Source organism: Salibacterium salarium (genome assembly GCF_030813635.1).
Lineage (GTDB): Bacteria > Bacillota > Bacilli > Bacillales > Marinococcaceae > Salibacterium > Salibacterium salarium.
Genome location: NZ_JAUSUM010000001.1, coordinates 846776 through 867207, shown reverse-complemented (window position 1 = coordinate 867207; position 20432 = coordinate 846776). Strand labels below are relative to the sequence as shown.

Genomic DNA, 20432 nt, shown 5'->3' with positions numbered 1-20432 from the left:
CGTGAACGAAAAAAGGAGCTGTATCAAAAGGTACAGCTCCTTTCTATAACAAAGATAATTTAACCATGGGCAGAAGCGGAAGGCGGCGACTCCTGCGGGAAGAAGCTGAGGCGCTGCCCGCGGCAAAGGAGACACGGTGATCCGCAGGGAGCCGATGTCGCTCTTGTGCTCTGGAGTGAAAGCGTCCGCCTGCAGCGCATGCCCTAAATGTTAGTGAAGCATTTTTTGGCTAGTAGTAGACTTTTGATACAGCCCCTTTTTCATATTAAACCTTTTAAGATGAATGTTTTTTTATAAAACGGCCAATACGTTCAATTGCTGTTTCTAATGATTCCATTGATGTTGCATACGAACAGCGGATATGTCCTTCTCCACCTTCTCCAAAAACATTCCCTGGTACTACGGCTACACGTTCTTCATGTAGTAACCCTTCAGCAAATGCATTCGAATCCATACCGGTTTCTTCAATCGAGGGAAACGCATAAAAAGCTCCACCCGGAACATGGCAGGATAAACCAATTTCCGCAAACGACTTCACCATATAATTACGGCGTTGTTTATAGCTTGTTACCATCCGTTCTACATCGTCTTGGCCACTCCGCAACGCTTCTAACGCCCCATATTGTGCTGGAGTTGACGCACACATCATCGCATATTGATGTATTTTCAACATTGCTGCTGTGATATCTGCTGGAGCGCATACAAATCCGAGACGCCAACCTGTCATCGCAAATGCTTTAGAAAATCCGGAAATGAGAATAGTTCGCTCCTTCATTCCTGGAAGACGTGCAAAACTGTAATGTTTTTGATCATAACTCAACTCAGCATAAATTTCATCAGAAAGTACCAGCAGATCATTTTTCTCAATGATTTCCACAAGAGGATCAAGGTCCTCTTTTGTCATCACAGCGCCTGTGGGATTATTCGGAAAACAGAGCATAATTGCTTTTGTGTTCGAAGTAATCGCTGCTTCCAACTCTTCTTTTGTTACCTTGAACTCATTTTCTTTTTTTGTTCCTATCGATACTGGTTTTCCTCCTGCAAGAGATACAATCGGAGCATAGGAAACAAACCCCGGTTCAATAATAACAACTTCTTCACCCGGATTAACCGTGGAGCGGATAGCAATATCAATCGCTTCACTTGCCCCTACGGTGACAATGATTTCATTCTCTGGGTCATAAGGAGTAGAGAACTGGCGTGATAAGTACGAGGATATTTCTTCCCTTAATTCGATAATACCGGGGTTGGCCGTATATGCCGTATATCCTCTCTCCATCGAGTCAATACTCGCTTCTCTTACCTTCCAAGGGGTTACAAAGTCAGGTTCTCCGACACCTAGTGAAATGACGTTGTCCATCGTAGACGCCATATCAAAAAAACGGCGGATTCCTGATGGTTGGATGTTTTGAACGGCTTCAGACAATCTTCCTTTTTTTCTTACAGGTGTTGTCATGGTGACACCACAATTCTTTTATCATCATCTTCTCCGTCACCAAACATAATACCATCGTGTTTATATGTCTTTAGCCGGAAGTGCGTCGTTGTTGAAATAACCGAGTCCAACGCTGAAAGTTTTTCAGACACAAATCTCGCAATTTCAGACATCGTGTCTCCATCAATAACAACTAACAAATCATAAGCACCGGAAACTAAATACAAAGCCTCCACTTCGGGAAAACGGTAAATCCGCTCCGCTACTTCATCGAATCCTACGCCACGTTGAGGTGTAACTTTAACATCAATCATCGCTGTTACCCCTTCGCGTTCATTTACTTTGCTCCAATCGACTACTGCCGCGTAACTTAATATAATATTCTCTTTTTCTAATTTATTTAAAACCGTCTGGACTTCCTCTTCTGTTCGATCAACCATTTTCGCAATCGTTGCAATATCCAGACGTCCATTTTCTTCCACTAAACGTAAAATTTCAAGTTCATGCTCTTCCATCCTTACGTCTCCTTTCGCTTGCACTTGTCGGCATCTATCTTCATTACCGTCTATCTTATCATACTAACAAGCTGCAGCGTAATTGTATTTTTATATTTAGATGTTGGAACCAACAGTCGCTTTTGCGATAATAAACGTCGCATTAATGATATTTAAAATGATGGAATGACGGGAATGGTAAACGAGATAAGAAAAACGGAGGGATCAGTATGGCAGAGGAAAATCTCCCACACGTAGAAGAAAAAGCAACGACGGCTCTTATTATATTGGATATGGTCAATGACATGGAATTTGAAGATAGGGATTACCTTTTTCCGCATGCGCTAAAAGCAGCTAAGCAGATTGCTCGCCTAAAAGCAACAGTAAAAGATTATGGAATTCCGGTCATTTATGTGAATGATAATTATGGACGATGGCAAAGTGATTTTCAAGAATTAGTCGCCCACTGCAAGCGTGATGACGTTAAAGGAAAGCCGATTACCGAGAAAATTGAACCGGAAAGCGATGATTATTTTGTATTGAAACCCCAATTTTCCGGTTTTTTTGCTACACCGTTGGATTTACTACTTGAATACTTGGACGTGAAAACACTTATTATAACGGGAGTCGCTGGCAATATGTGCGTTCATTTTACAGCTAATGATGCCTATATGCGGCATTATCAATTATTTGTCCCTGCCGACTGTACCGCGTCCAATGACGAACACGATAATCAACTGGCTTTAGACTTAATGAGTCATGTATTAAACGCAGATATTACAAAGTCTTCTGATTATCAATTGGAACATATTATCACACAGGCAAAACAACACTATGACAAAAATATATAAGCAACGCTACCTTAACACTGTAAAAATAGGCGCAGTCAAATGGGCACCAAAGATAAAAAGAACGTTCAAGCGATATACTTGAGCGTTCTTTTTAGTCATCCTTAAAATACTTTTTGCAAATCCTGCTTATCTTGTCTGAGCCAGTACCTCATCCACTCTTTTGCATTTTCCAAATGATGAAGTTTAGCCTGCCCGCATTGCTCTTCATTCGCTGCTGGAACTTCGTCCAAGCCTAAAGAATACTCCATTGTCTTTTCAAGAATATCAATAAGTTCAGCAATTTCAGGTTCTCCGTTCATAATCAAATAAAACCCAGTCTGGCAACCCATCGGCGAAAGATCGATGACTTCAAAATGAGAGTAATCATCGGCGAAGCGACGAATATTTAAAGCCAGTAAATGTTCTAACGTATGAATAACGGGCGGAGTCATATTTTGCTTATTCGGTTGAGCAAAGCGGATATCGAATTTGTTCACAATACCGTCTGTTCCTACCCGCTGCACACCTGCATGTCGAACGTACGGGGCTTTTACTATCGTATGATCTAATTCAAAGCTTTCTACGCGTGCCATTCCATAACACTCCTTTATTTATCCATTGTCTCTATGATACAACGATAGTCTTCTATGAAGCAAACAAACAATTCTTTACTTTCTATGCATTAAGGCGATGCTTATGTTATCTGTAAAAATACCATCCACACCAAGTCTTACAAATTTTTTCATTTTCTCAGGGTGATTAACCGTCCACACATAGATGTCATAACCTTTTTTCTGCAGACGTTGAATAAATAATTTATTTGCAAGCCGGTAATGCGGACACACGATATCGGCTTTAGCTTTTCTCAATCTGTTTTCTGGAAAATAGTCACGCCAATGGGCTAATGTTTTCTGTTGTCCAGCAAATATGGATGTTCCAACAATCAGTCCTGTGCGAATATTGGAATCTATCTCTTTCACATTTGCTATCACAGATTCTTCAAAAGAGGTAATAATAACTCTCTCTTTAGAAAAAGAAGAAGGTATTGTCTCTAGTACTTGCCTTTCCAATCCCCTTTCTTTTATTTCAATGTTAAATTGGATTCCGTTATCAAGTAATGCAAATACTTCCGATAAAAGCGGTGGATACCATCCCTCTTGGGCGGTAATTTTAGTCTTTAACTCTTCATACGTCATTTCATTTATTTTTTTGTTTTTCCATTCCGCATTATGAGAACATATTAGTTTTCTGTCTTTTGTTGACCGTATGTCTGTCTCTATCATATCAGCTCCCTCTATTAAGGAGAGTCCAAAAGCTTCTATCGTATTTTCTTTAATAGATGGCGCCGTGGTGCCACGATGGGCAATGATCATTAAATGTGAATCCACTGAATAACTCATTTCAATCATTACCTCCAACATTTGATATATGATGCATCGTATTTTTCTACAAAGTAAATATAAAGTTATTTAATATTGTTTCCTTATCGTAAACCTTAAATTAAATTAAGTTGACACAAATTCTTAAATCCTTTAGTATTAGTTAAAACCGACTAGTTACACATCTTTAAACATGGTACATACAAACACGAAAGGAGAATAAATGTATGACATTTAAACCGATTGACATTGTTTCTGTTGCTTTATTTGCCGCCTTAATGGGAATAGGGGCGAATATTACTGCATTTCTTGTTATCGGGGGAGTACCCATCACCTTACAACCGATTATTGCCATTTTAGCAGGAGCGATTCTTGGCAGCCGTTTAGGAGCTTTCTCGATGATTATTTACATGTTCATCGGTCTCATCGGTATGCCGGTCTTCTCTGAATTTTCCGGAGGCATTCGTGCTTTAGTCAGCCCGACTTTTGGTTTTATCTTATCCTTCATTGTGATGGCATTCGTTACTGGTAAAATGATTGAACGTAAAAAAAGCCCGCAATTACGTCATTTTCTCATCGCTGCTTTTACAGGTCTTTTTATTAATTATATCATGGGAACGAATTATATGTATTATGCCTATCAGTGGATTGCTGACGCGCCGGAAGGATTCAGTTATGCTATGGTATGGGGGTGGATGGCCCTTCCACTAGTGAAAGATATCATCTTTACTATTTTAGCAGTTGCTGCGATCCCAAAAATCTATTATTTATTACAAAGACAAACGTCCTTAAACCCGTCCAAACGCGCAGCTTAATTATTCTTAGCATACACCTTTGTTTCATTCAAAAGGTGTATTTTTTTTGAACATATTCGTAAACAGTTTCTTGATTTCGACTGTCTACCGTTTTTTGCCCAAGCTCTGAGCTTTTTTGGTCAACTGTTTTCCTACATATAGGATTCTGTTTTATTAGCACGCTTTCAGCACGGCTACTATCAATTTCCTCTATCTCTGCTTCCGAAACGGGCTTCACTACATGGTTTTCCCGCAATTTTATAATTTTTTATCTCATAACAAAAGGGCTGTACCCACAAGTCATTTATCACTTGTGAGACAGCCCCTTTTTTCTCAAAAATTATTCGCCGGTAATCTCTTCAATTTCTGTTTCGAGTTTGTCTAAAATAGCTCCAGCTTCATCTCCAGCATTGTCTCGATAGAAATCACGCATTGGTGTAGCCAATTCACGGAATTCTTCACGCTGCTCCGAAGATAATTCTGTTACTTCTGTTGGAGTATCTTCATTGTCTTCAATATCTGACAATAAGCTACTGTTCAACTCATCTTGCATATCAAATCCTACATCACGCATTTCATCTACTGTTTCATCAATAAGACTTTGAACATTTTCTGGTAATCCATTATAAAAATCAGGATTCACCGTTGTCATAGCAACATAAGAATTGTGGTTAGAAATCGTCATGTAATCCTGAACTTCGTGATAGGAAGAATCTGCGATAAAGAAGATTGGATTCTCTTGACCATCAACTGTTCCATTCTGAAGTGCTGTGTAAAGATCTCCGGCACTCATAACAGACGGATCTGCACCATATTCTTCATATGTCTGCTGAATTAATGGGGAGTCCTGTGTTCTCATTGTAAAGCCATCAAAATCAGCAGGTTCGGTGATTTCACTGCTTCCCGTCCACTGCATGAACCCTTCTGTAAAGAAAGACAGCGGTAATATATCTTCTTCTTCATATAACGCAGCAAGATCTTCATTCAATGCTTCACTTGTGTTTAACAGTTCATGGACTTGTTCCTGGTCTTCTGGGAGTAAGAACTGCAAAGCAAATACTTGCCCTTCTTCTACCATCGTACCAGTAAAACCTGGAGATACGATTGCAAACTCAACCGCTCCACTTTGAAGTTGTTCTACTTGGTCAACTTCTGTACCTAGTTGACCAAATTCAAATACATCCATCGTAATTTGACCACCTGATTTTTCATTCAAACGATCAGCTAATTCTTGTGCATATTCATATTGCATTTGACCTTCATTTTCTTCAGTTACGAAAGTCCAATTGTAAGATTCTTCAATTTCCGCAGTGTCTTCTGCTGTATCTTCGTCTTCTGATTCCTCTGCATTATCACCTTCACTGCCGCCTTCATCTTCACTGTCGCCACCACCTTCTTCTGTTTCCCCGCCGCCACAAGCAGCCAATACTAAAGAAGACATGAGTGCTGTACTTATTAGCCAACTAAATTTGTTTTTTCTCATATTTCTTTCCCCCTAAAATTGTTTTTAATTTATCTCGACTTCCGCATTAAAGCAGGAAGAGAGAAATCTCTGGAAATAAAATCAATAAGACACAAACAATAAGCATCATCACAATAAAAGGTGGTGTTCCTCTTATCGTATCAAGATAAGATCGATTAAAGACTGCACTCGCTGTAAATATATCGACACCAAACGGCGGTGTTGCAGATCCTAATGCAGCCTGGAAGGTGATGATAACCCCTAAATGTACAGGATCTATCCCTGCCTGCATCGCTGCCGGTTGCAGGATTGGTGTTAAAATCAAAATAACAACAATTGGATCAACAAACATGCAACCTACGAAAAAGAAAATAGATACAATAATTAATACTTCTATCGGTCCTGGATTTCCAGATAGAAACGTATCAGCAATCATCCCAGGAATACCAGCCATACCTAGTGTAAACGCAAAAGCTTGCCCCCCGGCAACTAATATAAACACCGCTGACGTTATCAATCCAGTTGAAAGTGCGACGCTCGGCACTTTTTTAATACTAAACGAACGATAAATCACTAGTTCGAGCAACAGAGCATATAGTACGGAAATACCGGCTGCCTCTGTCGGAGTAAAAAAACCACTGTAAATACCGCCAATGATAATGACTGGAAACATTAATGGAAATATTGCTTTCCACGTGAATTGAAATCGTTCTGTCCAGGTAGCTTTATCAGCGAGCGGTATTTTGTACAAATAAGCATGTATGTAAGCGTACAAAGCAAAAAATGAAAAAATAAGGAGTCCCGGACCGATACCAGCTATAAATAAATCCCCAACGGACGTACGGGAAATTAATCCATAAATAATCATACCGATACTAGGTGGAACTAATAAAGCAACATCACTAGCATTAATAATAAGAGCAATCGCAGTTGAATCTTTGTATCCCACTTTTAACAATCTTTGCCTCATTGGTGTTCCAATCGCGACAACCGTTCCTTGCGTAGAACCTGAAATAGAGCCGAACAATGTGCAAGCTGCTGCTGTCGTAATGGCGTAGCCACCACGAAGGTGACCAACAAATGAACCAACAAAATCAAGCAGACGATTTGAAGTCTTTCCCATAGACATAATATCTGCTGCAAAAATAAATAAAGGTACGGCAAGTAATATAGGTTCCGAAATCCCACTCAGCATCTGTTGAACCATTAAGAATGGTTCGACTTGCGGCATGAAAAACAATACAATGACGAGCGGCGCAAGAATGAGTGGTATCATCATTGGAAAACCTAGCATTAAGAAGACAAATAATATAATTAACAGTGTCGTTACCATCTGCTATTCCCCGCTATTCTGTATAGGTTTACGTTGAACTCTGGTTTTCTACCTCTTCTTCGGTCTTATAATCTTTACGCTCTTCTGCTAAATAAACTTCTTTATTTCTGACATTCACATAGAAATTACGTAAAAACTGTAGACCTCCTAACACAAATCCTATCGGCGCCCAAATATTCATCCAATAATAAGGAATACGCAAGGCAGATGTTACTCGCCCTGAGGTAGATTGTACATATTCATACGAAAAGTATGCTAATGTGAACAGGATAATTGCTGTAATCAAAGGGATAATAGTAGCTAACGTCTTTCTAAATGCAAACGGTACATTATCTATAACGGCAGACATTGTAATATGCCGACCTTTCCTTGCTACGTAACCAATTCCCATAAATGTCGCGACATATAAAGATAATTCACTCAATTCTTCCGCAAAAGCCCAGCTGTTATTAAAGAAATTACGGCTTAATGCATTACCTGCTACCATTACCGTAATCATCAGAATGGACGCACTTAAAATAAATTCCTCTAATTTGCTTAATCCGTAATCTAATGTTTTTAAAAGTTTCATAACAATACCAACATCCAATCTATCGTTCCATTCAATGCAGTAAGTAATGACTTATTTACAGCAATATGTTATTCATACTACTGACAGCATCCAATTTATTCAAACCCGATTTAAATTCATATTTGTTTAAAAATAGGGAATATTCTTGATAAGCATTAACTAAACCTTTATATCTGTAACATACCTGTAATGCATCACTTCCTTCTTTTTCTCATTTTACTATTTTTTCTTTTAAAATTGTGAAAGGTTGTCAGATAATAAAACAAAGAAACGCTTTGTCCCTATCCTATGATACAATTAGTGATGTAGAATATAGATAAACTTAATTCCTTCTTCCATACTATAAAGGAATTTTCTAAAATGTCTAAAAAATTATATTTATATAAGTGTAACAGTACTTCTTCCATTATAAAAGAATTACTTATATATCCTGGTACACTATTGGGAGCAGTTACATGTACAAATTATCGAAAGGACGTTCTTAGACTATGGAACTACTGGGTAACTTCCCCTTATGGATTGCGCTTTTTTCCATCTTATTCGCACAAGGTATTAAAATTCCACTATCTTATATCGCAACAAAAAAATGGGATTTTACATTAGTAACCAGTACAGGAGGGATGCCAAGCTCACACTCAGCTGCCGTAACTGCTGTCTCGGTTGCTATTGGTTTGGAAAACGGGTTCGATTCTAATTTATTTGCAATTTGTATTATTTTCGGAGTGATTGTAATGTTTGACGCAACAGGAGTACGTCGTCACGCAGGTTATCATGCTACCGTGTTAAATCAACTTCTCGTCGATTTTAATAAGTTTGTCACAGAAGCCAAGTCTTGGCAGAAAAAAGAAGACACAGAAAAAAGAGAAGAATTAAAAGAACTTCTTGGCCATCAACCGATTGAAGTTTTTTTCGGAGTGGTTGTCGGATTGCTTATTGCTCTGGCCGGGCATTATTATGTTGCCATTTAAAACAGACTCGATACGACAAGGGGCATGACTTTCATTCTGTTACACAAAAAATAAAACTTTTAAGTCCATCGCCAATTGAACTCAAAAGTTTGTGTGGCTGTTACTAGTTATAAAGAAGAAGGAGCTGGATTCCATACCGGTAAAGCCCCTTCTTTATTTATATCTTCCATTTCCTCTTCACTTAACGTTCCGTCACCTTTTTTCAACACATGAACTCTTATATCGCGCTTTCCCCATTCTTCATACACATCTTCGACTGAATGATAAAACAAATCCAGCTTCTTACCTTTAATTGCCGAGCCAGTATCGGCTACGATTCCATAACCGTAATCCGGAATATATAAAATGGTGCCTATTGGAAATAGTTCTGGATCAGCTGCTACAGTAGAAACTAAGTCCCTTCTTACTTTAACTCCAGAATACGTAATTCCATACGCAGGATCGTTTTTCGTTTTTCCAGTCGATTCATACCCTGCCGTATAACCGGTTGCCGTCACCATTTCTGTAAGACCCTCTTCCATTTCAAACAGTAACTCAGCTTCCGGGATATCTCCCTGTTTTTCTATCCAATCTGTCTTCTCTTCACTTGAAGGATGTCGTTTATAATGGTCTGAATCAGCTTTCATAGGTTGTGGTAAACTTGCTTTTTCGTCTGATTGATTTTGTTGAATGTAATCATAAAAATACCCCGGCAATTCAGCAGCTTTCACGTTTGTTACATAAGACACTGTCGTTATAACTGCTATGACAAAAAGTGCTGACATTAGTAATCTCCGGTATACAGTGCTGTTTAGCATAGTGAACACTCCTCTCACCAAAACAGCATCTCCAGAAATAACTAATATTATTCCAAATAGATAACACGTAAAGGTTATGTTGGAAACAGATTGCAGTAAAAAAACTGCTCTCACAGATACAACCAGCCTTCAAGACTGTACTGTAACTGCAACGAGCAGTTTGTTAGAACATTTGATATCCCCTGTTACGCAACATTCGAATAGCTATTCCCGCTAAAATCGACCCTATTAATCCGCTTATTAAAATGAGCGCATCGATAATTTGTAATCCTGCAATATCTCCGCCTAATGAACGGAAGGAGGAAACAGGTGAAAGTACATAATCAAAGAAACCAACGTTATCGATAATCAATATAACGATCACAGGATAACATATTGTCATAATCCATGTAGATCGCAATATCATATTAAGCAAAAATCCAATACCGAAAAACAAGAGCAAAAACAGCATAATTGATATAATCAGCTGTGGAACACTTCCAATACCAGTCAACGGCAGATTCACCTCCAAATACACATCAGTCTATAAAAGAAATACCTGTTAATGGTTCATGCTACATCATATATTTGACAAAGTCGTGAAATCAATAAAAAACATTGAAACATATCTAATTAAAATACCCCGCGAGATTTACATTCCCGCAGGGCTACCTTGCTTCTAAAATGGATTTTTCCCTCTTTTTAGAACAAGACCGGCTCCGCCTAAAATCCACAAATAGCGATTATCAATCATCTTCTTCATAAAGTTAGCGGATGTGCCGTATAATTTCTTATTGCCAACAATACCAATCGCTTCTTTACCGCCAAGAGAAGCAACGGTACCTTTAATATCCGGCTTGAATTCTTGCAGCGACTCGCCTTTGATAAGTGCTTTTAGGTTTACCGCTACCGTTTCAGCTTGCTGCATAGCAATTTGAGCTGTTGGCGGGAAAGGACGTTCCGTTTCTTCATTAATCATAAGAGAACAGTCTCCGATAACAAAAATGTTATCTTCACCTGGTGCGCGTAGATCTTTTTCAACTTTCACACGACCACGCATATTTTCAAATCCAGATTGTTCAATAACTGGATTGCCTCGCACGCCAGTCGCCCAAACAACGGTTTTTGATTTGATTTCTTCTCCGTCTTTCAGGATAACACCGTCAGCTGTTACTTCGCTGATTGGCTGATTAATTTTAAATTCAACCCCTCGATTTTCGAGCAAATTCATCGCATATTCCACTAGCTCCGGATCAAAACCAGGAAGTGCTGTTGGAGCAGCTTCAATAACATACATCTTTACTTTATTTTTTGGAATGTCGTATTCTTCACAGAGATGCGGAATACGTTCACTCAGTTCACCAATAAATTCCATACCAGTAAACCCTGCACCAGCGACGACAAACGTTAAATAGTCATCTCTTGGTTCTGGTTCATTATTATACTTAGCAAATAAATACTCGATATGGTCTTTCATTTCACGGGCACCATTCACTGTCCATTTACTGAAAGCATGTTCAAATACGCCGTCAACACCAAATGTTTCTGGAACAGACCCTAAAGCAGTAACTAGATAGTCATAATCAACTTGTCCTTTTTCTTTCAATGTTACTTTGTTTTCTTCCCTATGGATTTCCTGAACTTCATCTTGAATAAAATTAATTTTGCTTTCGTTAATAACGCTAGAAATCGGCATCCGCGTACGATCTGCGTGCATAGTACCTGCAGCCGGTTCATGCAGCCAAGTTGTTTGGTAATGATAATTGTGTTTACTTACAAGCGTCACGTTTGCATCGTTTTGACCTAGTTGTTTTGCAATCTTAGTGGCTGTCACCATACCGCCGTAACCGCCGCCTAAGATAAGAATAGTTGGTTTTGTAGCCAATGTTATCACTTCCATTTTCTTAAAATATTAAGTCTTCCTATGTTACCCAATTCAAACAATAAAACCAGCATGTGATTTATTTCACGTATGCAGGTTTAGAAAAAACGTCCTTCTTTTAAAAGACGATGGTCATGAAAAAGAGAGCTTTGTTTTCCGTAAAATAATAAATAAATAATAGCAATCGAAAATTTGTCACAAATCACATCCTTTATGATATTTCTTTTTTTTACGTTTTTCAACCATTTTCTTAAAAACTCTTGACATGTGATGTCATGCTTTTGTCAAATTCCTAATTTGGCAGACCTTTTCCCTTTCAAAATTATTATCAATATGATTATAATAAAAGAAGTATTTTACGAGAAAAATTAGGAGGTGGAGGTTTTGATTCCAGAACAGGATCTATATGATATTACTATTATCGGCGGCGGTCCGACCGGACTTTTTACCGCTTTTTACGGCGGTATGAGGCAAGCTAAAGTGAAATTAATTGAAAGTATGCCTCAGCTTGGTGGGCAGCTGTCTGCACTATATCCGGAAAAATACATTTATGATGTGGCTGGTTTTCCAAAAGTAAGAGCACAGGACTTAATAGATAATCTTGTGGAACAAATGCAAACATTCGAAAATGACGTCGTATTAGAACAATCCGTACAAAATGTCATCAAAAACGATGACGGTGTTTTCGAACTTCACACAGAGAAAGAGATTCATTATTCCAAAACCATTATTATTACAGCTGGAATCGGTGCATTTCAACCACGCAGGCTCAATATTGAGGGGGCAGAGCCATACGAAAACAAAAACCTTCATTACTTCGTCGATGACTTACAAAAATTTGCTGGTCAGCGCGTGTTCATTTGCGGGGGTGGGGATTCTGCTGTCGATTGGGCCAATATGCTTGACTCGATTGCCTCTGATGTGACACTTATGCACCGTCGCGACAAGTTTCGTGCGCATGAGCACAGTGTAGAGCAGCTTGAACAATCCGGTGTCAACATCATTACTCCGTATCAAGTAAAAGATATTATCGGTGAAAATGATTATATAAACCAAGTTGTCATCGAAGAAGTAAAAGGAGAAAACGTGAAAACGATAAATGTAGATGCGGTAATTGTGAATTACGGCTTTATCTCGTCATTGGGCCCTATTAAGGAATGGGGAATAAATATTGAAAAAAATTCAATCCCTGTCAATTCCAAAATGGAAACAAATATTGAAGGAATTTACGCAGCAGGTGATATTTCCACTTATGAAGGAAAAGTTAAGCTTATAGCCACAGGATTCGGTGAAGCACCAACTGCGGTCAACAATGCTAAGTCCTATATCGATCCAAAAGCTCGACTTCAACCAGGACACAGTTCTCACATGTTTTAAAGCAACCGATAAAATCAACGCCCCTTCCTCCATTTTATTATACGAGGAAGGGATTGTTTTATGTCATCCATATGCACAGGCATTTCACGAAAAAATCCCCTGCAACGAATTCGCCGCAAGGGATTTTTTTACTTTTACTTTAACAATCTTCCGGTGTACCAGCTCTTGTTGCTGTTTTAAATGAGCTTCCACAGCCGCAATTTGCGATAGCGTTCGGATTATCGATGGTGAAGCCTCCGCCCATCATATTTTGCTTATAATCAATGACAACACCTTCAAGTACATCAGCACTTTCTTTATCAACAAGAACACTCAAACCGTTTTGTTCAATAACATTATCGGTCTCTTCCACTTCTGTATCAAAGCCCATACCGTAGGATAAGCCGGAACAACCTCCACCTTTGACCCCTACGCGAAGCTTAAGGTTCTCATCCTCTTCTTCTTTCATCATCTCCTGCACTTGCGCTGCAGCAGCATCTGTGATTGTAATCATGGAAAAACCTCCTCTTCCAATAGTAATAGTCGGCACCACAATGCTAATAAAAGTATATCGTTTTTATTAACACGTATCAAACAATCTGCCAATTTTTCCGAGTTGGATATATTTTTGAAGGGAAAAGATCCTTTGGAGCATGTAAACCAAGCATTCTATTGTGTTCCTGATCAATTCGCTGACTGTAGTGATGGACTAAAGGATGATGAAATCCGTGAATTTCCGCTTCTTCCATCATCTTTTTACGGAGTAATTCTATGTGCTCTTTCTGAAAATAACGATGAACATTATCCTCCACTTTCTCTCCCCTCCCTCTTTGATTCAAGCAACACAAACACTGACTATTATTTCTATTCTACCTTTTTTTCCATAAAAAAACAATTATTGTGTACGGTAAAATTTTCCACAGAAAGACGTTTCTTATTATTAAATACCAACCGTCACTCTTTTATTCCCTAAAATCTAGTAGTATAATATTCATTGAACAAATAGTGTTAAAAGGAGGCGCTTTTATAAAAACCACGTCTACACAAATGTCGGACATTATTGAAAAAATTCATGGTGCAGAAAGACTTTCTTTTGAAGATGGCGCTTTTTTAATGAAATCCAATAACTTACTACAACTTGGTTTATTGGCTGACCAAGTAAAAGAACGACTTCATGGAAATAATGTTTATTTTATTCAAAACACTCACCTTAATTACACCAATGTCTGTTATCTTCAATGCAAACTTTGTGCATTTGGGGTAAAACCAAATCATCCTAGTTCTTATTCCCTTTCCTTGGACGATTTAAAACAAAAGTTCATTGAAATGAAAGGAAAAGGTTACAAAGAATTGCATATTGTTGGCGGGGTTAATCCAAAGCTGCCTTTTAGCTACTACGAAGATATGATGACCATATCTAAACAACATAATCCAGACATCCACATCCAAGCTTTCACGGCTGTAGAAATAGATTATCTCGCCAAGGTTGCTAAAATACCCGTCGAAAAAGCACTGGAAAGATTGCGTAAAGCAGGACTTGATTCCATACTTGGAGGAGGAGCTGAAATATTCGATCCTGTCATTCGGAAGACTATTTCAGGTCATAAAACCAATGCTAGCCGCTGGTTTGACATTCACCGTAAAACCCATGAAATAGGAATGAAATCCAACGCATCTATTCTCTACGGCCATATTGAAAAACCGGAGCATGTCATTGACCACTTGATACGCTTACGTGATTTACAAGATGAAACACATGGATTTAATGCTTTCTTTGGTTTTGCTTTCCAGCCAGAAAACACAGACCTGGCGAAGGAATTCCAGATTGAAAACGAAACGACAGGCTGGTATGACTTAAAAATACTAGCTGTGGCGAGACTGATGCTTGATAATTTCCCCCACATTCGTGCGTTTTGGATGTTGATTGGAAAAAAACTGGCTCAGGTCGCTCTTCAGTTCGGAGCAGATGACTTGGATGGAACCGTGATGGAGGAGCAAATTGTACATGCCGCCGGGAACAGTGCAGCCCAAATGATACCTAAACAGTGGTTCATTGACATGATAAAAGAAACTGGAAAAAAGCCGGTAGAGCGTGATACGCTGTACAATGTTATCCAAACATATCATTGAACCGCTCCAGGAAAGGAAGGATACAATGGCAGTTACGTTAATGAAAGATACCAAAATGGAGGAAATTGCCGACAAAGTACAAAAAGGAGTTCGTCTATCGATAGAAGACGGTCTTTATTTGTACGAAACGAGCGACCTATTGACCATTGCACAACTGGCAGATCAAGTAAATCGCAACAAAAACGGAGACAATGTATATTTTATAGAAAATATGTACATCAATCCTACAAATGTGTGTGAAGCAAGCTGCAGTTTCTGCGGTTTCAAACGTAAACCGGGAGAAGAAGGCGCGTACACTATGCATGAAGAAGAACTACTGGATTACGTCGAAAAACGTTGGAATGACAACATTAAAGAATTCCATATCGTCGGCGGTCATAACGTAGATGTTGGTTTTGACTATTACTTAAATACAGTCCGAACGCTTAAAAAGCATTATCCTCAAGCTTCAATTAAAGCATACACTGCAGCTGAAATTGAATTTTTCGCGAGGATTTCCGGTCTTTCTATGAAAGAAGTATTAGAGGAATTGATGAAAGCTGGTTTGGATACTCTTCCTGGCGGCGGTGCTGAAATACTCACAGAGCGCTACCGGGCAAAAATGAGCCCCGACAAAGCTTCCACTTACGAGTGGCTCGAAGCACACGAGACAGCACACAACCTTGGGATGAAAACCCATGCAACAATGCTATACGGTTCCATTGATACGTTTGAAGAACGGCTTATTCATATGGACCGCTTACGCCAACTGCAAGACAAGACCAGTGGATTTATGGTTTTTATTCCGCTTGCTATGCAGCCCCGCAAAGTAAACGCCGGCTGGCATCAACGTACATCTCCGTATGATGATATGCGTACGGTTGCGATTTCTCGTTTAATGCTCGATAATTTTGATCACATTAAAGCGTATTGGATTAATATCGGTGCACAATTAACACAAATGGCGCTTACATTCGGTTCTGATGACATACATGGCACTTTAATTGAAGAGCGGATTTCTCATTCTGTTGGAGCTCTTACCACTCAAGGTCTCACAAGAAAAGAACTGATTCACCTCATTAAAGGCGCCAATAAACAACCAATTGAACGAGATACTTTCTACAATACGATAAAAGCATATTAAAAAAGCATGGAGAGTAGGGGGTTTCCCCCTACTTCCATGCTTTTATTTTCTGTTATATATGCCTGTACAGATTGTTTCTGCCGGTCCGTTCATCCATACCGTTCCATTCATATCCCATGTCACGCACAAGTCTCCGCCAAGCAAATGAACGATTATTTCTTTCCCTTTACTGGCACGTCCCGTCAGTACTGCTGCAACAACCGCTGCACATGCCCCTGTTCCACATGCCTGTGTAATTCCAGAACCTCTTTCCCATACACGAAAATGCATTTCTTGTTCAGACACCATTTCTACAAATTCTATATTCGCCCATTCCGGAAACATCTTGTGTTTTTCCAAATAGGGACCAATCAATGAAACCGGAGCATATTGAATATCCTTTTCAAAAAAAACGGCATGGGGATTTCCCATCGATACTGCAGTCATTCGTAACGTTTCCCCGTTTACTTGAATCGGTTCTTCAATCGTTTGTTGTTCTGGTTCACCATTGGTGAGTGGTAGTTGTTGTTTCTGCAGTCTTGGCTTTCCCATATCCACTGTTACACGTTCCACCTCATCCGATGAAGAATCAATTTCAAGTATTGCTTTCACTCTTCCTCCAAGGGTTTCGACCGTTATTTCTGTATTTGGGATTATGCCCTTCTCATAAGCAAGTTTAACTGCACAACGTATCCCATTTCCGCAGTTTCTTGCTTCCGAACCATCAGCATTAAATACTCTCATTCGTATATCTTCTGTTTCGGACGGTCCAATCAAAATCAATCCATCCGAACCAATCCCCGTATTTTTGTCAGCAACAGCCTCTGCTAAAGAGGAAAGTTCTTGTTCTTCGAGTGACTCTTCAAATAAGTCCACATAAATATAACTATTACCTAATCCATGCATTTTTGTGAAATTCATTATTTCTTCCCTTCTATCGTAACCGCTCCGTTGTCCAAAAGTAATCATCATCCGCATCTGCAACAATCATAGTTGCATGACAGCATGGCATAACAACGCGAGTTTTAATGCCGTCTTTCGCTTGTTGTAAATGTTCTTCTTTCATATAGGTTAAGACATTCGTTTCTTTGCAATAAGGACATTCTTCAATGTAAATATCTTCTCCCATTTTTTCATAAGGCCATGTATTCTCAAACGGAATTAATTTCATTTTGACACCGACCCTTCATTTATTGTTATGTATAAAAGAGACTGCTTTCAGAACAGACGACCTGTCTTAAAAAAGCAGCCTCCTTCTATTAAAACATTGGATTTTCCTCCAAATGTTGATAAATGTTGGAAACCAAATCTTCCGGGTCATCCCCATCTACGACTTCACCATTTACTAATGCATACATGCTTATCGCACATTGAGCACAGTTTCCTAAACAGCCGTATTCGATGATATCAAGGTTAGGATCTTTTTCTAATTCTTCCATTGCCTCTTGCGACCCGCTTGCCAAATTACTTAGGCAAAATTCTATAATAGGCCTCATTTGTTTCACCTTCTTTACGAGTCTCTCAATAATCCTATCGTTGCTTAAATAATTAGTCAACACGTCTGCTTATATCCATTGTCATAGAATGGTGATGGATTGTTGTAAATCTGTCATAAAATCGTTATAATCTAAAGTGACCGAGGTCATTTTTTGCAATACAGTTGTTCTTTTTGTTTCTCCGCACTATCTTACGTGAGCATCATAAGACGGAGTCAAACAGCGTAACATCCGGAGTTGATAAAAAATATGAATCGTTCTGAAAAAAAACAGCAAACACAAGAAAGAATATTACATGCAGCGGTTGAACTTTTTCGCCACAAAGGATTTGAAGCGACAACCGTGCAAGAAATTACAGAAACAGCCGAAGTTGCAAAAGGAACTTTTTTTAATTATTTCCCGACAAAAGAATCCCTCATGCATACGTTAGCTAAAGATAGGCTGTATAAAGTCGATCACTATATAAAAACATATGGCTTGAAACGTTTACCTTTTCTTTCAAAATTACGTGCTCACTTCAGCTACTTTCTTGGAGAATTTCATTTAAATCAAGATTTAACCCGCCTCACCTGGCAGCACTTGATTGAAAAGGATTCCCTGCTTTTAAAAAAATGGGAGGAAGTTCTTTCAGCAGGAAAAAATGAAGAGGAAATAGAAAGTAACGCTAATCTCTCCTTATGGGCAAACATTATAAACAGTCACTTTTATTACATGCTATCCACTTGTACTGAGGAAACGAGAGATGGTTTTCTTGATCAATTAATGTTACTTCTACATACGAGCCTTAATGGTATTTTAACAAAAAGGGGACATCGCGCTATGAAAAAATTAGTTGTTTTAGGCGGGGGCTACGGTGGTATGAGAATTTTGCAGAAAATGCTTCCAAATGACCTTCCGGATGACGTTGAACTTATACTTGTAGATAAATTGCCTTATCACTGTTTAAAAACAGAATATTATGCTCTTGCTGCCGGAACAGAGTCTGATCAGGACGTCAGAGTTCCATTTCCAAAAGAAGAAAGACTTACACTTCATTTTGGCACTGTAGACCGTATTGATAAAGATGAGAACCTCATTCATTTACGGGGAGAAGATCCGATTTCCTACGATTATTTAATTATCGGTCTTGGCTGTGAAGACAAATATCATGGTGTACCGGGAGCAGATAAACATACGTACAGTATTCAAAGCATGGAAAAAACACGGAGGACCTATGAAACGCTTAATAACCTTCCTGCTAACTCTACTGTTTCCGTTGTAGGAGCTGGTTTAAGCGGGGTTGAGCTTTCCAGTGAACTTCGTGAAAGTCGAGATGACCTTCATATTCAACTATTTGATCGCGGCGAAACGATTCTGCCGATGTTCCCTAAAAGGCTTAGTAACTACGTACAAAATTGGTTTGAAAAACATCAAGTTGACGTTATAAGTAATTCAGATATTACGCAGGTCGATGAAAACGGGCTGTATAATCACGATGAATTCATTGAATCGAAAGCAATTATTTGGACAGCTGGCATTCAACCTAACAAAGTCGTTCGAGATTTGGATGTGGAAAAAGATGAAAAGGGGCGTATCATTCTCACTAATCATCACCATCTTCCTGACAATGAAAATATTTTCGTCGTTGGCGACTGTGCCAGTCTTCCTCATGCTCCTAGTGCTCAACTGGCGGAAGGTCAAGCGGAACAAATTGCGATGGTTCTAAAAAAGCGTTGGAAAGGGGAAGAAATACCGAAACGGTTACCTGCTATAAAATTAAAAGGTGTTCTTGGATCTCTCGGTAAAAAACATGGATTTGGTGTTATGGGAGACACTGCTTTAACTGGACGTGTGGCCCGCTTACTAAAAAGTGGTGTGCTTTGGATGTATAAACACCATTCCGGCGTATAACACCTAATCCATATATTGATTATACTCATTTATAGAAGTGCTTCGGTTGTCATCTACGTGCGTTTCATAGTAGAATATGGATTAAGCCCTTATGATTGTGGAATTTCTCCAAAATGGGTAGTATAATGAAAGAAAAGAAAGGAGAGATCAAATCATGCCACAAACGACGGATATGCACGCTCAAGTTACAGAAGTTCTTGAAAAATTGCGCCCCTTCTTGCTTCGTGATGGTGGGGACGTTGAATTGGTTGATGTGGAAGACGGTATTGTAAAAGTTCGTCTTATGGGAGCTTGCGGCTCTTGCCCATCTTCAACCATTACATTAAAAGCCGGAATCGAGCGCGCTCTGCTAGAAGAGGTTCCTGGCGTAGTAGAACTTGAACAAGTATTTTAAAATATACTCACATGTTTAAAGATGCCCTTATGAAAAATAAGGGTATCTTTTTTGTATTGTTGAAAAGAGAAGAAATAAGGACAAGTTTAGTCAAAAGATTCTTATCTTACGAAAAAAACGTCCTCTTTAAAAAGGAGGAC

At 38.9% G+C, this 20432-nt stretch carries 23 protein-coding genes and 1 pseudogene; 9 read left to right on the top strand and 15 right to left on the bottom strand.

Going from position 1 to position 20432, the window contains the following annotated elements:
* Positions 1 to 274: 274 nt before the first annotated feature.
* Together J2S78_RS04150 and J2S78_RS04145 are read right to left on the bottom strand one after the other, a co-directional pair.
* A complete protein-coding gene (locus J2S78_RS04150; RefSeq protein ID WP_306896533.1) occupies positions 275 to 1456 on the bottom strand; it encodes an aminotransferase in 1182 nt (393 codons plus the stop codon).
* Positions 1453 to 1950 (bottom strand): Lrp/AsnC family transcriptional regulator, encoded by a 498-nt coding sequence (locus J2S78_RS04145; protein WP_306896531.1) that lies wholly within the window; start codon positions 1948 to 1950, stop codon positions 1453 to 1455. The genes J2S78_RS04150 and J2S78_RS04145 overlap by 4 nt, the downstream gene beginning before the upstream one ends.
* A gap of 209 nt (positions 1951 to 2159) precedes the next feature.
* On the opposite strand from J2S78_RS04145, the gene J2S78_RS04140 reads away from it, so the two are divergent.
* The gene (locus J2S78_RS04140) at positions 2160 to 2780 is read left to right on the top strand and encodes a cysteine hydrolase family protein (RefSeq protein ID WP_306896529.1); all 621 of its coding nucleotides are present in this window, start codon (positions 2160 to 2162) and stop codon (positions 2778 to 2780) included.
* Between the two features lie 101 nt (positions 2781 to 2881).
* On the opposite strand, the gene J2S78_RS04135 is transcribed toward J2S78_RS04140, so the two are convergent.
* Together J2S78_RS04135 and J2S78_RS04130 are read right to left on the bottom strand one after the other, a co-directional pair.
* Positions 2882 to 3352, bottom strand: coding sequence for an S-ribosylhomocysteine lyase (locus J2S78_RS04135; RefSeq protein ID WP_306896527.1), 471 nt, complete (start codon positions 3350 to 3352; stop codon positions 2882 to 2884).
* A 75-nt stretch (positions 3353 to 3427) separates the two neighbouring features.
* On the bottom strand, positions 3428 to 4159 hold the full coding sequence (locus J2S78_RS04130; protein ID WP_306896525.1) for a glycerophosphodiester phosphodiesterase: 732 nt from the start codon (positions 4157 to 4159) through the stop codon (positions 3428 to 3430).
* A gap of 206 nt (positions 4160 to 4365) precedes the next feature.
* Here J2S78_RS04130 and J2S78_RS04125 point away from each other — a divergent pair, with 206 nt between their 5' ends.
* Positions 4366 to 4953 (top strand): biotin transporter BioY, encoded by a 588-nt coding sequence (locus J2S78_RS04125; protein ID WP_306896523.1) that lies wholly within the window; start codon positions 4366 to 4368, stop codon positions 4951 to 4953.
* Positions 4954 to 5272: 319 nt separating this feature from the next.
* Here J2S78_RS04125 and dctP read toward each other — a convergent pair whose 3' ends face one another.
* The 3 genes from dctP to J2S78_RS04110 are packed head-to-tail and all read right to left on the bottom strand — an operon-like array spanning position 5273 to position 8298.
* Positions 5273 to 6415 carry a TRAP transporter substrate-binding protein DctP gene (dctP, locus tag J2S78_RS04120; RefSeq protein ID WP_306896521.1) on the bottom strand — a complete coding sequence of 381 codons (1143 nt, stop codon included), beginning with the start codon at positions 6413 to 6415 and terminating at the stop codon, positions 5273 to 5275.
* A 46-nt stretch (positions 6416 to 6461) separates the two neighbouring features.
* On the bottom strand, positions 6462 to 7727 hold the full coding sequence (locus tag J2S78_RS04115; protein ID WP_306896520.1) for a TRAP transporter large permease: 1266 nt from the start codon (positions 7725 to 7727) through the stop codon (positions 6462 to 6464).
* A gap of 28 nt (positions 7728 to 7755) precedes the next feature.
* Entirely contained in the window at positions 7756 to 8298 is a 543-nt protein-coding gene (locus tag J2S78_RS04110; RefSeq protein WP_306896518.1) for a TRAP transporter small permease, read from the bottom strand.
* 488 nt (positions 8299 to 8786) lie between these two features.
* Between J2S78_RS04110 and J2S78_RS04105 the strand changes: the two genes are divergently transcribed.
* Positions 8787 to 9266 (top strand): divergent PAP2 family protein, encoded by a 480-nt coding sequence (locus J2S78_RS04105; RefSeq protein WP_125554975.1) that lies wholly within the window; start codon positions 8787 to 8789, stop codon positions 9264 to 9266.
* Between the two features lie 107 nt (positions 9267 to 9373).
* On the opposite strand, the gene J2S78_RS04100 is transcribed toward J2S78_RS04105, so the two are convergent.
* The 3 genes from J2S78_RS04100 to J2S78_RS04090 all read right to left on the bottom strand — a co-directional run bounded on the left by J2S78_RS04100 (position 9374) and on the right by J2S78_RS04090 (position 11942).
* Positions 9374 to 10063 (bottom strand): 3D domain-containing protein, encoded by a 690-nt coding sequence (locus J2S78_RS04100; protein ID WP_306896512.1) that lies wholly within the window; start codon positions 10061 to 10063, stop codon positions 9374 to 9376.
* Positions 10064 to 10226: 163 nt separating this feature from the next.
* Positions 10227 to 10556, bottom strand: coding sequence for a YuiB family protein (locus tag J2S78_RS04095; protein WP_370871501.1), 330 nt, complete (start codon positions 10554 to 10556; stop codon positions 10227 to 10229).
* 165 nt (positions 10557 to 10721) lie between these two features.
* Positions 10722 to 11942: an NAD(P)/FAD-dependent oxidoreductase gene (locus J2S78_RS04090; RefSeq protein WP_306896510.1), complete on the bottom strand. Its 1221-nt coding sequence runs from the start codon at positions 11940 to 11942 to the stop codon at positions 10722 to 10724.
* Between the two features lie 366 nt (positions 11943 to 12308).
* On the opposite strand from J2S78_RS04090, the gene J2S78_RS04085 reads away from it, so the two are divergent.
* On the top strand, positions 12309 to 13301 hold the full coding sequence (locus J2S78_RS04085) for an NAD(P)/FAD-dependent oxidoreductase (RefSeq protein WP_306896507.1): 993 nt from the start codon (positions 12309 to 12311) through the stop codon (positions 13299 to 13301).
* Between the two features lie 139 nt (positions 13302 to 13440).
* Here the strand turns inward: J2S78_RS04085 and erpA are convergent, their stop codons facing one another.
* Together erpA and J2S78_RS04075 are read right to left on the bottom strand one after the other, a co-directional pair.
* Positions 13441 to 13794 carry an iron-sulfur cluster insertion protein ErpA gene (gene erpA / locus J2S78_RS04080; RefSeq protein ID WP_306896505.1) on the bottom strand — a complete coding sequence of 118 codons (354 nt, stop codon included), beginning with the start codon at positions 13792 to 13794 and terminating at the stop codon, positions 13441 to 13443.
* Positions 13795 to 13870: 76 nt separating this feature from the next.
* Positions 13871 to 14092 (bottom strand): aspartyl-phosphate phosphatase Spo0E family protein, encoded by a 222-nt coding sequence (locus tag J2S78_RS04075; RefSeq protein WP_246031553.1) that lies wholly within the window; start codon positions 14090 to 14092, stop codon positions 13871 to 13873.
* 235 nt (positions 14093 to 14327) lie between these two features.
* Here J2S78_RS04075 and mqnE (J2S78_RS04070) point away from each other — a divergent pair, with 235 nt between their 5' ends.
* A complete protein-coding gene (gene mqnE / locus J2S78_RS04070) occupies positions 14328 to 15410 on the top strand; it encodes an aminofutalosine synthase MqnE (protein WP_306896502.1) in 1083 nt (360 codons plus the stop codon).
* 25 nt (positions 15411 to 15435) lie between these two features.
* Positions 15436 to 16533 (top strand): aminofutalosine synthase MqnE, encoded by a 1098-nt coding sequence (mqnE, locus tag J2S78_RS04065; protein WP_306896500.1) that lies wholly within the window; start codon positions 15436 to 15438, stop codon positions 16531 to 16533.
* Positions 16534 to 16575: 42 nt separating this feature from the next.
* Here mqnE (J2S78_RS04065) and dapF read toward each other — a convergent pair whose 3' ends face one another.
* From dapF to J2S78_RS04050, 3 genes are all read right to left on the bottom strand, one after another.
* A complete protein-coding gene (gene dapF / locus J2S78_RS04060) occupies positions 16576 to 17433 on the bottom strand; it encodes a diaminopimelate epimerase (RefSeq protein WP_306896498.1) in 858 nt (285 codons plus the stop codon).
* A gap of 13 nt (positions 17434 to 17446) precedes the next feature.
* On the bottom strand, positions 17447 to 17683 hold the full coding sequence (locus J2S78_RS04055) for a hypothetical protein (protein ID WP_306896497.1): 237 nt from the start codon (positions 17681 to 17683) through the stop codon (positions 17447 to 17449).
* 88 nt (positions 17684 to 17771) lie between these two features.
* Positions 17772 to 18008, bottom strand: a complete 237-nt coding sequence (locus J2S78_RS04050) for a YuzB family protein (RefSeq protein ID WP_125554966.1) — start codon at positions 18006 to 18008, stop codon at positions 17772 to 17774.
* A gap of 249 nt (positions 18009 to 18257) precedes the next feature.
* Between J2S78_RS04050 and J2S78_RS17070 the strand changes: the two are divergent.
* From J2S78_RS17070 to J2S78_RS04040, 3 genes and pseudogenes are all read left to right on the top strand, one after another.
* Positions 18258 to 18419, top strand: a pseudogene (locus J2S78_RS17070) (TetR/AcrR family transcriptional regulator); the annotation flags it as partial.
* Positions 18420 to 18827: 408 nt separating this feature from the next.
* Positions 18828 to 19898, top strand: coding sequence for an NAD(P)/FAD-dependent oxidoreductase (locus J2S78_RS04045; protein WP_370871520.1), 1071 nt, complete (start codon positions 18828 to 18830; stop codon positions 19896 to 19898).
* Between the two features lie 154 nt (positions 19899 to 20052).
* Positions 20053 to 20292 carry a NifU family protein gene (locus tag J2S78_RS04040; protein WP_125554964.1) on the top strand — a complete coding sequence of 80 codons (240 nt, stop codon included), beginning with the start codon at positions 20053 to 20055 and terminating at the stop codon, positions 20290 to 20292.
* The last annotated feature ends 140 nt before the right edge of the window (positions 20293 to 20432 follow it).